General features: G+C 66.5%; 10 protein-coding genes and 1 tRNA gene. 7 read left to right on the forward strand and 4 right to left on the reverse strand.

Annotated elements, in window-relative coordinates; all coding sequences use genetic code 11:
• Window positions 1-6: 6 nt before the first annotated feature.
• From smc to BSY18_RS18680, 4 genes are all read right to left on the reverse strand, one after another.
• Window positions 7-3,450 carry a chromosome segregation protein SMC gene (gene smc / locus BSY18_RS18665; protein ID WP_069051501.1) on the reverse strand — a complete coding sequence of 1,148 codons (3,444 nt, stop codon included), beginning with the start codon at window positions 3,448-3,450 and terminating at the stop codon, window positions 7-9.
• A 103-nt stretch (window positions 3,451-3,553) separates the two neighbouring features.
• A complete protein-coding gene (locus BSY18_RS18670) occupies window positions 3,554-4,300 on the reverse strand; it encodes a thioredoxin domain-containing protein (protein WP_069051502.1) in 747 nt (248 codons plus the stop codon).
• A 60-nt stretch (window positions 4,301-4,360) separates the two neighbouring features.
• Window positions 4,361-5,077 (reverse strand): thioredoxin domain-containing protein, encoded by a 717-nt coding sequence (locus BSY18_RS18675; RefSeq protein ID WP_054133586.1) that lies wholly within the window; start codon window positions 5,075-5,077, stop codon window positions 4,361-4,363.
• Window positions 5,077-5,766, reverse strand: a complete 690-nt coding sequence (locus tag BSY18_RS18680; RefSeq protein ID WP_069051503.1) for a DUF721 domain-containing protein — start codon at window positions 5,764-5,766, stop codon at window positions 5,077-5,079. Before BSY18_RS18680 ends, BSY18_RS18675 begins: the two co-directional genes overlap by 1 nt.
• A 14-nt stretch (window positions 5,767-5,780) precedes the next feature.
• Between BSY18_RS18680 and mutY the strand changes: the two genes are divergently transcribed.
• The 7 genes from mutY (at window position 5,781) to BSY18_RS18715 (ending at window position 12,262) form a co-directional block, all read left to right on the forward strand.
• Window positions 5,781-6,884 (forward strand): A/G-specific adenine glycosylase, encoded by a 1,104-nt coding sequence (gene mutY, locus BSY18_RS18685; protein WP_069051504.1) that lies wholly within the window; start codon window positions 5,781-5,783, stop codon window positions 6,882-6,884.
• A gap of 45 nt (window positions 6,885-6,929) precedes the next feature.
• A complete protein-coding gene (locus BSY18_RS18690; protein WP_069051505.1) occupies window positions 6,930-8,228 on the forward strand; it encodes a serine hydrolase domain-containing protein in 1,299 nt (432 codons plus the stop codon).
• Window positions 8,229-8,251: 23 nt separating this feature from the next.
• A complete protein-coding gene (nudC, locus tag BSY18_RS18695) occupies window positions 8,252-9,136 on the forward strand; it encodes an NAD(+) diphosphatase (protein ID WP_069051506.1) in 885 nt (294 codons plus the stop codon).
• A 105-nt stretch (window positions 9,137-9,241) separates the two neighbouring features.
• Window positions 9,242-9,315 (forward strand) — tRNA-Gly (locus BSY18_RS18700).
• A 290-nt stretch (window positions 9,316-9,605) separates the two neighbouring features.
• The gene (locus BSY18_RS18705) at window positions 9,606-9,800 is read left to right on the forward strand and encodes a hypothetical protein (RefSeq protein WP_069051507.1); all 195 of its coding nucleotides are present in this window, start codon (window positions 9,606-9,608) and stop codon (window positions 9,798-9,800) included.
• A gap of 265 nt (window positions 9,801-10,065) precedes the next feature.
• Window positions 10,066-11,352 carry an FAS1-like dehydratase domain-containing protein gene (locus tag BSY18_RS18710; RefSeq protein WP_069051508.1) on the forward strand — a complete coding sequence of 429 codons (1,287 nt, stop codon included), beginning with the start codon at window positions 10,066-10,068 and terminating at the stop codon, window positions 11,350-11,352.
• Window positions 11,353-11,467: 115 nt separating this feature from the next.
• Entirely contained in the window at window positions 11,468-12,262 is a 795-nt protein-coding gene (locus BSY18_RS18715) for an enoyl-CoA hydratase/isomerase family protein (RefSeq protein WP_054133575.1), read from the forward strand.

Raw genomic sequence — 12,262 nt, forward strand, 5'->3', positions numbered from 1 at the left:
GTCAAGCTACTCCGCCGCGAGCAGATCAACCGCGCCGCCAAGATCTACTGACACGAGGCGGCTGACCCCCTGCTCGACCATTGTCACCCCGAACAGGCGGTGCATGCGGCTCATCGTGACGGCGTTGTGGGTGACGATGAGGTAGCGGGTGTCGGTGACTCGGGCCATGTGGTCGAGCAGGTCGCAGAAGCGATCGATATTGGCGTCGTCGAGCGGCGCGTCGACCTCGTCGAGCACGCAGATTGGTGCGGGGTTGGTAAGGAACAGGCCGAAGATCAGCGCAACCGCGGTCAGCGCCTGTTCGCCGCCCGAGAGCAATGTGAGCGAGGACAGGCGCTTGCCGGGCGGCTGCGCCATGATCTCTAGCCCCGCCTCGAGCGGATCATCGCTGTCGATCATTTCGAGATGCGCCTTGCCGCCGTTGAACAGCCGCGCAAACAGATCGCGGAAATGGCCGTCCACGGCGGCGAATGCCGCCAGCAGGCGCTGGCGCCCTTCGCGGTTGAGCGCGCCGATCGATCCGCGCAGCCGCCCGATCGCCTCGACCAGCTCGTCATGCTCCGCGCGGATCGTCGCCATTTCGGTTTCCAGCGTGGCGAGTTCGTCGGCGGCGATCAGGTTGACCGCGCCCAGCCGTTCGCGCGCCTGGGTCAGCCGCTCGTGCTCGGCGGCTTCGCTATCGGCTCCGGCGATGCCCTCGGGGTCGAAGCCGAAGCGCTCGGGCAGCACCGGGGGCGGGCACTGGAAGCGCTCGCCGCAGCCCTGGGCAAGCTCGATCCGCCGCTGGTCCTGATGCTCGGCGCGCGCGCTGGCCCCTGCGCGCTCCTCGCGGGCAAGTGCCAGGGTTTCTGAGGCCGCCGCGGCGATCCGCTCGGCTTGCACCAGCGTCGCTTCTGCCTTGGCTGCATCGCTTTCGGCCTGCGCCTGGGCTGAGCGCGCGTCCTTCACCGATTGCTCGAGCGCGGCGATCTGCGCGGTCAGCGCTGCGGGCTTGTCGGCGATCGCCTCGCGTTCGCCTGCCAGTTCCGCGGCACGCAGCTGCATGTCGCGCAATCGTTGCGCCGCCTCGCCCGAGCGGCCCTGCCAGCCCTTGATCTCCGCGCGGACCGTCGCGCGGCGTTCGCGCAGCGCAGCCAGCGCCTGTCCTTGCGCGGCGAGCGCGGCATGCGCCGAGCGCAGCGCGTTCTGCGCGGCCTGGGTGCGTTCGGCAAGCAGGGTGACCTGCTCGCGCTGGGCCCCGCCATCGGGAAGCGACGCGCGTGCTGCCTGTGCTGCTGCGCGCTCCGCCTCTGCAGCGGCGGTATCCTGCGCCAGCCGCTCGATGCGCTCGGCCAGATCGTCGCGGCGCTCGCCATCACGGGTCAGCGCGTGTTCGGCCTGGTCGCGGTCACGCAGCGCCTGGCGTTCTGCGACTTCGGCGGCATTGAGCGCGGCGGTCCCCGCAGCGATCCGCGCCTGCACCTCGGCCAGCCGCTGCTGGCTCTCGCCAAGCATGGCGTCGGCAGCGTCCAGCCGCGCCGCAAGCGCGGGCCGGGCGGCTTCGAGCTCGGTCAGCCGGGTGCGGCGTTCGAGCCTTTCCGCCGCGCCCGCGCCATCGCCCGAAGACATGAAACCGTCCCAGCGCCGCATCCGGCCATCACGGGTGACCAGCCGCATCCCGGGGGCGAGCGCCTGGCCGTCATCGGTGTCGGCGACCAGGATCATCGCCAGCCGGGCGCGCAGCGCATCGGGCGCGCGGACATGATCAGCCAGCCGGACGGTAGCCTCCGACGCCGTGATTGTAACGGGCTCGCTGGCGCTTCCGGTCCAGAAATGGCCGTCACCCTGCGCCGCGCCGATCACCGCACCCAAATCCTCTCCTAGCGCTGCCGCCAGTGCTTTCTCAAAGCCTTTGTCCGCCTGAACCTGATCGAGCGCGCGATCGCCTTTGCCGGAGCGCCTGGCCAGATCGCGCGTCAGCGCCTCGATCTCGCGCGCCATTGCGTTGGTCTCGGCGCGCAGCGTGGCAAGATCGGACTGCGCGGCATCGCGCGCTGCCACCAGCGCATCGCGCCCGGATTGCGCCTCGGCCAGCATTCTGGATGCCGCCTCGCGATCGGCCGAGGTGCGGGCGCAGTCGGCCAGCGCCTCGTCGCGCAACCGTGCCAGCGCGGCGGCATCGCCCAGACCACCCAGCTGGGCGCGGGTCCGCTCGAGCTCGTCGCGCGCGCGGACCTCGCGCGTGCGTGCGGTGGCAAGCGCGGCATCGGCGACCTTGATATCGGCATCGGCGCGGGCAAGCTCGGCGCGTGCTTCGGCCAGCGCGACTTCCGCCTCGCGGACCGCGCGCTCGGCGCCATCCTGCGCCTGGGTCAGCGCCGGGCCGCGCGCGTCTTCGGCGGCAAGATCGGACTGCACCCGCGTGTTTTGCGCCTCGAGCCGCTCCAGCGCCGCGGTGGCATCGTGCGTCAATCGGTCTTCGCGCGCACTGTCCTCGGCGATCCGCGCCTGCTGGCGGTCGAGATCGGCCAGGCGCTGCGCTGCGGCGTCGCGCTCGGCGGTCAGGCTGGCGACCCGATGCGCGAGCGACTGGCTCGCCTCGCGCGCGGTCTGCAGCGCCATCCGCGCGGTTGCCACCGCTTCGATCGTCGTGCGCTGGCGGGTCTGTGCTTCATCCTGAGCGGTCTGCGCTGCGACCACCCGTGCTTCTGCAGCCCCTGCCTCGTCGCGCGCCTGCTTCGCCGCGTCTGCTGCGGCACGCCAGCGGGCGAACAGCGCGCGCGCTTCGGCGAGCGCGATCTCGCGGCTGAGCGCGCGATAGCGCTCGGCGGCGCGCGCCTGCTTGGTCAGCGTCGCCGCGCGCGCTTCCATATCGCCCAGCACCTGCAGCAGCCGCTCGAGGTTCGCCTCGGTTGCACGCAGTTTCTGCTCGGCATCCTTGCGGCGGACGTGAAGGCCTGCGATTCCGGCGGCTTCCTCAAGCATCTGGCGGCGTTCGGAAGGCCGCGCGGAGATGACCGCGGCGATCCGCCCCTGGCTGACCAAAGCCGGGCTGTGCGCGCCGGTTGCGGCATCGGCGAAGAGGAGGGCGACATCCTTGGCGCGCACATCGCGGCCATTGGCGCGATAGGCGCTGCCTGCGCCGCGCTCGATCCGCCGGACGACTTCCAGCTCGCCATCCTCGACCGAGACCGCCGCCAACACCGGCTGGCTGACCTCGGTAAGCAGCGAGACTTCGGCGAAATTGCGGGAGGGGCGGGTCGCGGTGCCGGCGAAGATCACGTCTTCCATCCCGCCGCCGCGCATCGACTTGGCCGAGCTTTCGCCCATCACCCAGCGGATCGCCTCGAGCAGATTGGATTTGCCGCAACCATTGGGGCCGACGATGCCGGTGAGCCCGGGTTCGATGCGCAGTTCGGCAGGTTCGACGAAGCTCTTGAACCCGCTGAGCTTCAATCGCTTGAACCGCATCGGCGCGGTGAAGGCAGGGGTATTGAAGGCGGGGGCGCTGATCGGCGCGCCGGGCGTTTCCGCCCGGTCGTCACCTGTCTCGATCAGCCCCCCCTGGTTCAGCTTAACGTGCTCCCATCGCCTGGATTTCGGTTTCCAGCGCCGGCCAGCCGGTGAACTCCACCTGGCGTCCGTTGAGGAAGAAGGTCGGCGTGCCCTGGATCTTGTCCTCGCGGGTTGCCTTGCCTGTGGCGTCGGCCAGCGCGCGCGCTGCGTCGATATCGGTCAGGCACTGGTTCGACTGATCGCGCGAGATGCCGCGCTGCGCGAAGAAGTCGGTGAGCCCCGTGCCCTCGGCCAGCGCGACATAACGCTGGTTGTCGGGGAGCGCGAGCACCTGGTCGAAGCGTTGCTGGCCCATCGCCTGCGCCTTGGTGAAGATGTCGGCCTGGTTGGCCAGCACCTGCTCGGTCAGCGCGAAATAGCTTTCCTGCGGGCCGCAGCGGGTCAGCATCGATGCGGTGAGATCGAGCGGTTCGCGCACGAAGTTGCGCAGTTCGAAGCTCACCCGGCCGCTGGCGACATATTTGTCGCGGATGGTGGCGAAGGCGGTTTCGGCGAAATCGGCGCAATGGCTGCAGGTGAGCGAGGCATATTCGACCAGCTTGATCGGAGCTTCGGGGTTGCCCAGCACGAAATAGCCGTCCGCCGTCTTGGTGACGGTCTCGGACCAGTTCTTGCCGGCGGGTGCGGGGATCGCCGCGATCGGCTCCTTGCTGGCGGCACCTTCGGCGGTGGTGTCCGCCTCGCCACCGCACGCGGCGAGCGACAGCATCAGGGGCAGGGCAATCAGGCTGGCAATACGCTTCATAAGGGCTTGGTCCTTGTCATTCAGATCCGCGCATGTCGGATAACCTCGTGTGATGGCGCTTTAGCGGCTGGCCAGCAGCGGTTCCAGACTTTTCCAGTCGTACACATTGGCCAGCAGCTTGCCGCCCAGCGTGAAGCTGGGGGTGCCCTGCACCTTGACCGTGTCGGTGGCGAACTTGGTCATCGCCAGCACCTTGTTCTGTTCGGTCTTGTTGGCCAGGCACGCATTGATCTGCGCATCGGTGGCGAGCGGCGCGTGGCGGCGCAGCTCGTCGTACAGGCCAAGATCGCTGGCGATCCGCTGCAGCCGCGCGTTGGTATCGCCTTGATACCATGCCGCCTGGCCCTCGCGGCCCATGCTGCCCGCCTTGCCCAGCCAGGTCTTCTGGCTGGCGAGCAGGCCCTTGTGCCGCCGGAAGAAGCTGCGCGGCTCGCCGCAGCGCGCCAGCAGCGCGACTGTCAGGTCGACAGGGTCTCGGATGAAGTTGCGCACTTCAAGGCTGGTCTTGCCGGTAGCGATGAACCCGTCGGCCAGCGCAGGGTTCGATTCCTGCTCGAATGCCGCGCAATGCGGGCAGGTATAGCTCATGTATTCGATGATCTTCTGCGGCGCGGCGGTGTTGCCGCGGACATGGCCGCCGACATCCGACTGGCTGACCTTGTCGGTCCAGGCGGTGGCGGCGCTTTGCGCGGTCCCTGCCACGGGCAGCAGCGCGGCCGAAGCGGCGGTCAGGGCAAATGCGGTCAGGGCGATCAGGGGGCGCAGGGGCGCTTTCATCAATGGACCTCGTCAGATGGTGGCGGCGCAAACAGGCGCACGGGTTTGAGATTGTCGCTTTTCAGCTTAACCGGGGCTGCACGCGCGGCCTCAGCCGCAGCCTCGCGTGCCTCCTTGTCGGCCATCGAGCGTGCGAGCGATTCGAGAACGGTCTGCAGTTCCGGGTCGCCGATCGGCTTGAGGCCATCGGCCGGCGCGATAGCCATCGGCTTGAGCGACGGCGGCGCTGCGGGGCGCGGCTCGGGCCGCAGCGGGCGGCTGAGCGCGCCATGGCGGTATCGCACCCGCGCCACCGCCTCATAGCCGAAGAAGCGGTTCACCCGCGCAATGATCTCGGGCTCGGCATGCTGCATGAAGATCGCGGTCGCACTGGTGACCACCAGGTTGAGCGTGCCCTGCGCCTTCTGGCCGCGCGGAAAGGCAATCGATTCGGGGCTGGCCATCGCGGCATAACGCGGCCCTGCAATCTCGGCCCAGCGGCTGACCAGCGAGCTCTGCACGAAACCGAAGCGGCGAAAGCTGGTCTCGCCGATCGCCGGGATCAGGTCGGCAATGCCGCGCGCCTCGCCGCCGCGCGCGCGCGCCGGGCGGGCAGGCGCCGTCGCTGCCTTCTTGCGCGCCGATGCAGACGGCTTGGCAGGAGGCTTTGCAGTTTGGGGCTTATCGCGTTCCATATCGCAGCCGACCATGGCATAGCCGGGCCATGCCCGTCGAGTGTCGCGAGAAAATTGTGGATGAGCGCGAGGCTCCGCGAATCGCGGCTGCCTTGCTCGATCATTACGATGCGCACGCCCGTACGCTCGCCTGGCGCATTTCGCCGCAGCAGCGCGCAGCCGGGGTGCGGCCCGATCCGTATCGTGTCTGGCTGTCCGAGGTGATGCTGCAGCAGACCACGGTCGCTGCGGTCACCAGCTATTTCAACGCCTTCATCGGACGCTGGCCAACGGTCGAGGCGCTGGCGGCGGCTCCGGCCGAAGACGTGCTCGCGGCCTGGGCGGGGCTGGGCTATTATGCCCGTGCGCGCAACCTGATCGCCTGCGCGCGCGCGGTGGCGGCTGATTATGGCGGGCGTTTTCCCGACACCGAACCGGGATTGCGCGCGCTTCCCGGCATCGGCGACTATACCGCCGCTGCCGTCGCGGCGATCGCCTTCGACCGGCCATCGGCGGTGGTCGACGCCAATGTCGAGCGGGTCACCGCGCGGCTGTTTGCGATCCACACCCCGTTGCCCGCCGCAAAATCCACAATCCGTGCAAAAGTCGAGCAGATGCTGCCCGCCGCGCGGCCCGGGGATTTTGCGCAGGCCATGATGGACCTGGGCGCCACGATCTGCACCCCGCGCAACCCCTCGTGCCTGCTGTGCCCGGTCGCCGGCTGGTGCGAGGCGCGGGCGCAGGGGATTGCCGAATCATTGCCGGTCAAGCCGCCCAAAAAGGCAAAGCCCGCGCGCACCGGCACCGCCTGGTGGATCGAGCAGCAGGGCCATGTCCTGCTGGTCCAGCGCGCCGACAAGGGGATGCTCGGCGGCATGCGCGCGCTGCCCGACGACGGCTGGTCTGCAAGCCGTAACGGCAATCGCGCGCCGCCGCTTGCGGGCCAGTGGACGCAGCTCGATGCCGCGGTCGCGCACGTCTTCACACATTTTTCGCTCGACCTGTCATTGGCGCTTTATCGCGGGCCCCAAATCGATAAGGTTGCCTTTGAAAACCTGAATGGTGCGTGCTGGTGGCCCGTCGAGCGGATTGAGGAGGCGGGGTTGCCGACGCTGTTCGCCAAGGCCGCGCATATCGCCATTCAGCATCGATAAAGCCGCGTCCGCCAAAGGCGGGGCAAAGACGAACAGGAGCAGACTATGTCGAAGGTATTGAACCAGATGCCGAACTTGAGCCGCCGCCATGTGCTGGGATTCGCCGGACTGCTTGGCCTGTTCGCGGCGATGCCGGGCTATGCCCGGGCGATGGCGACCGGCGATTTCGCGCTGATCCGCGCGCAGGTGGAAGACTATGTCGCGTCCAAGAAGGTCGCCGGCATGCTGGTGTCGCTGGGCTTCGGCGCGCAGGAAGCCGCATTGATCGGCGCGGGCAATCTGGCTCTGGACATCCCCACCCCGGTCGATGCCAATTCGCTGTGGCGCGTCTATTCGATGACCAAGCCGATCGCGGGCATGGCCGCGATGATCCTGGTTGACCAGGGCAAGCTCAAGCTCGACCAGCCGATCGCGGACTTCATCCCCGAATTTGCGAACATGAAGGTGCTGACCGATCCCGCCAAGAGCCTGGATGCAGTGCCCGCCAAGACGATGATCACCCCGCGCCACCTGATGACGCACACCGCTGGCCTGGGCTACAACATCGTCACCAAGGGCCCGCTGCTCGAAGAATACAACAAGCTCGGCATCAATCCCGCCGCGGTCAGCAAGACCCCGATTCCCGGTTTCCCGATGCCCGCGCCGACCCCGCCGATTGACGAGTTCGCGCGCCGTGTCGCCTCGCTGCCGCTGGTCGCCGAGCCGGGCACGATCTGGAGCTATTCGATCGGGCTCGACCTTCTAGGCTATGTCATCCAGGTCGCCAGCGGCATGGAACTGGGCGCCTTCCTGCAAAAGGCTATGTTCGATCCGCTGGGCATGACCAGCAGCTACTGGACCGTTCCGCAGAGCGAAGTTCCGCGGCTGAGCACCAATTACGCGCCGTTTGCAGGCGCGCTGATCCCGATCGATCCGGCGCAGGACAGCATCTTTACCACGCCGCCAGCCTTCCCGTTCGGCGGCGCCGGACTGGTCAGCAGCGCGCGCGATTACGACCGGTTCCTCGGCATGCTGGTCGGCAAGGGCCAGCTGGGCGGCACGCGGATCATGTCCGAGCAGACCGCATTGCTCGGCATGTCCAACCTGCTTCCCAACACCGCGGTCACCAAGGGCACCTGGGTGGAAGACCAGGGCTTCGGCGCGGGCGGACGCGTGGGCCTGGGCAATGCCAAGGGCCCTGCAGGGACCTATGGCTGGGGCGGTGCAGCCGGAACGGTGGCGTTTGTTGACCATGTCCGCGGCATCCGCGCATCGGGCTTTACCCAGTACATGCCGGCCGAAAGCTATCCGTTCCAGCGCGAATTCCCCAAGATGATCTACGACCAGCTGCAGGCCATGGGCTGATCGGCCGCAACGGGGGAAGCGCTATGTCCTTGTCGCTGATTGCTCCGGCGCTGACCGGGGGGCGGATCGACCGTGCCGATCAGGTCCGCGTCGATCCCGACCGGCTCGCCGGCTACATGAACTGGAAGGCGAAGCTGCTCTCGCTCAATGGGCTCGAGCCCGAGGTCAGCGTCGAGGGGCGGCTGGTCTGGCACAGCCTTGCCGATGCCGCGCCCGACAGCGAGCTGATCTTCCTGGGGCTGATGGACGACAAGGCGCATTTCGCCGAATTGAAGCGCAGCGAGCCCGGCTCGAGCCTGCACTACAACCCGCGCGTCTGGCAGATGCTCGCCAGCCTGCCCGCCGACGAGCTCGCGTTGTACGGCGGCGCGCGCACCCTGGTCGACTGGCACGCACGCCACCGCTTCTGCTCGCTGTGCGGGGCCGCCAGCACGATGTCCAAGGGCGGCTGGTCGCGGACCTGTTCGGGCTGCGGCGCGGAGCATTTTCCGCGTGTCGATCCGGTCACGATCATGCTGTCCGAATATCAGGGCAAGGTCCTGCTCGGCCGCCAGCCGCGCTTTCCCGCGCGCCGCTTTTCCGCGCTGGCAGGCTTTGTCGAGCCGGGCGAGGGCATCGAGGAAGCGGTCGCACGTGAGCTGTTCGAAGAAGCGGGAATCCGCGTGCGCAACGTGCGCTATGTCGCCAGCCAGCCCTGGCCGTTCCCGTCCTCGCTGATGATCGCCTGCACCAGCGAGGCGCTGAGCGACGAACTCACGCTCGACACCACCGAGATCGAGGAGGCGGGCTGGTTCAGCGCCGCCGAGGTCCGCGCCGCGATGGCAGGCGACGAGACCGCCCCCTTCATCGCGCCGCCCCCATTCGCCATCGCGCATGACCTGCTCAAGCACTGGCTGGACGCGCAGTAGACACCGGCTCTGGCTCCGACTGTCGTTTTGCAGTCAAACCAGATATTGACGCTCCCGGTAGCAAGTGGCATGAGCGCCCTCGCATCGCACACGCGACCCATGCGCGCGGGTATAGCTTAGTGGTAAAGCTCCAGCCTTCCAAGCTGGCTATGAGGGTTCGATTCCCTCTACCCGCTCCAGGGCCTCTCGCACGAGGTCCGAAAACGTAGCGTAAGCTGCCGTTTTTCAGCGCTTTTTTTGTGATATGCCTTCCCAGCGGTTCGAGCGTAATGTTGCCCTGCACATTGTCCATCTGGTGGGGTTTTTGATGGACCTGCGGCATAACTTGCCGGCGAAAGGTCCATCGCAATGACCGGAAGTGCCAGATAACCGGGGCTTGCAATTGCAACACTCGCGCACGCGAAGCCCAAGCCATCGATTGCAAACTGTCTGACCGGGACGGAATACTGGCGGATGAACTACCGTCATATTGCCGGGCAGACGCGAGGCAGGCCTCCTTGAGGCCCGACGCCTGATCGCAGACGGCATCGATCCGGGCGACCAGGCCAGGCTGCACAAAATCGCCGACCGCATTGCGGCGTCCGACTCCGCCAACTTGGTGGCTGCCGAATGGCTGGAGAAGGTCAGGCTTGCTGGTCTGCCCGCCATCTTCCTCCAGATTTGAGCAATTTCCGGCTCTCTGGAAGGAGTTGGATAGGATGCGTGGTCTCGCGGCGGATCGTCGGCGCGCCAGCGAACCGAATGGTTTCATGCAAATAAGCCTGCCCAGCCACGGAATTCCGGGGGCGCCAACTCTATCTGCCGGGGATCGACAGGTGTGGTGGCGTCGCAAATTGGAGGCTGATGCTATGTTGGATGACTTCCAAGCCTTGCATATCAACCGGGTTATAGATATCACCTAGTTAGACGATTAGGACAGGAGAGATCGCATGGCCACGAAGGCTGACGACATCAAGCAGAGTGAGGAATGGCAAAAAGCCGTATCCTACGAAATCAGAGACGAAGATATCGAACGGCAGAAGCAGCTGATCGGCTTCGAAGAGCCCGGCAAGATGGCGCAGTACGTGCAAACGCTGAGCCATGATTCGATCCGCAACTGGTCGTACGGCTGCGGCGACGACAACCCGCTGTTCACCGATCCCAATTACGCCAGGCGCACCCGCTGGGGCGATGCCATCGCTCCGGGCATGATGATCGGCCAGGTCGGCAAGCCGTTGCTCGGCGACCCCACGCCTGACGAAATCCGCGCTCTCAAGAAGAGCCTGTTTCGCGGAATTCACGTGTTCGTGTCGGGCGCCGACTGGGAATTCTACCGCGCGGCGTATCCCGGCGACACCATCTACACCTTCTCGGGCGAGGAAAGCTGCGAGGTCAAGCAGTCCGAATTCGCGGGCCGGTCGGTGATCAACGTGCGCCGCCACGTCAACATGAACCAGCGCGGCGATGTCGTGTCGGTCTATCGCGTGCTCAGCGTGCTGACCGAACGCAAGACCGCGGCGAAAAAGGGCAAATACTCCGCCATTGAACCCAAGGTGTGGACCGACGAAGAGTTCGCGGCGATCGAAGAAGTCTATGCCGCCGAGCAGGTCCAGGGACCGGCCAAGCGCTGGGCGGAAGAGGTGGCGATCGGCTCGCCGCTGGGTCGTCAGGCCAAGGGTCCGCTGACCGTGACCGACGTGGTGTGCTTCCACGCGGGCGGCTACGGCTTCGTGCCCTATGCCCCCACCGTCGGCCGCCGCGCGCACAAGAACCGCAAGCGCATTGCGCCGTTCTATGTGAAGAACGAATATGGCGTACCCGACGTGGCGCAGCGGCTGCACTGGGATCCGGTGTGGGCGCAGGCGATCGGCAACCCGATGGCCTATGATTATGGGGTAATGCGCGAAAACTATCTGTGGAGCTATCTCAACGACTGGGCCGGTGACGACGCGATCATCACCAAGGTGCACGATGAGATCCGCAAGTTCAACTACATGGGCGATGTGCAGTTCGTCACCGGCGAAGTCGTCGGCAAGCGCACCGAATATGGCAACGAACTGGTCGACGTCGTGGTCCGCTTCACCAACCAGCGTGGCGAGGAAACCATCAAGTCGACCGCGACGATTGCCTTGCCCAGCAAGGCGCGTCCGTTGCCGCTGTATCCGCCGGTGCCCGAGGCGCTGGCTGAAAAGGCTGTCAAGATGATGGCTCGACACCGCGAACTTGGCGGCGATTGATCCTAGGGCTGCAATGAGCACCGCAGCCTGACGAACACTTCGATGCGGGGAGGATATTGGCGTTTACGCCGGCATCCTCCCCCTTTTCGCTTATGGGATCAGGTGGATAATCGGCATGGCACTCGATCATATTCGTATTGAAATGCATGACACCGGCCTTGCACAGGTGATCGTCGCGCGCGCCGATATCGGCAATGCCTCGTCGCCTGAAATGCTCGAGGAAATCCGCGACGCCTTTGCCGCGCTCGGCGATGATGCGGATGTCCGCGCCATCGTGCTGATGGCCGAGGGACGCCATTTTTCGGTCGGAGCGGATTTCGGTTTTCTCGACCGGCTGACGGGCATGTCGGCGCAGCACATCCGCGACACCGTGTATTCGCGCTTTCAGGGCGCTGCGCGCGCGATCTATCGCTGCCCCAAGCCGACGCTGGCGCTCGTGCAGGGCGCGGCAGTGACCGTGGGGTGCGAACTGGCGCTGGCCTGTGATTTCCGCATCGCGGCAGATACCGCCCGCTTTCAGGAAAGCTGGGTGAAGCTTGGCATCATGCCGCCGCTGGGAGGATTGTTCCTGCTGCCCCGGCTGGTCGGTCTTGGCAGGGCGATGGACATCTGCCTGCTCGGGCGGCCGGTGCTTGCCGATGAGGCACTGCGCATCGGCATGGTTGGCGAGGTGATTGCCGCCGATCTGCTCGCCGAACGTGGCATGGCGTTTGCCCGAGAGCTCGGCCAGATTCCAGCGATGGCTTATACCAGCATCAAGCAGGGGCTGCAGCGCGGGCTGGAAACCTCGATGGAGGCGGAGTGGCAGGCCAACCTCGCCAATCAGGCGCTGCTGCTGGGCAGCGACGATTTCAAGCGGCAACTGGCCGCAACCAAGGCCGCGGTGGCGGGCGCCAAGCGCAAACAATAG

The sequence above is a fragment of the Blastomonas sp. RAC04 genome, from assembly GCF_001713435.1.
Lineage (GTDB): Bacteria > Pseudomonadota > Alphaproteobacteria > Sphingomonadales > Sphingomonadaceae > Blastomonas > Blastomonas fulva.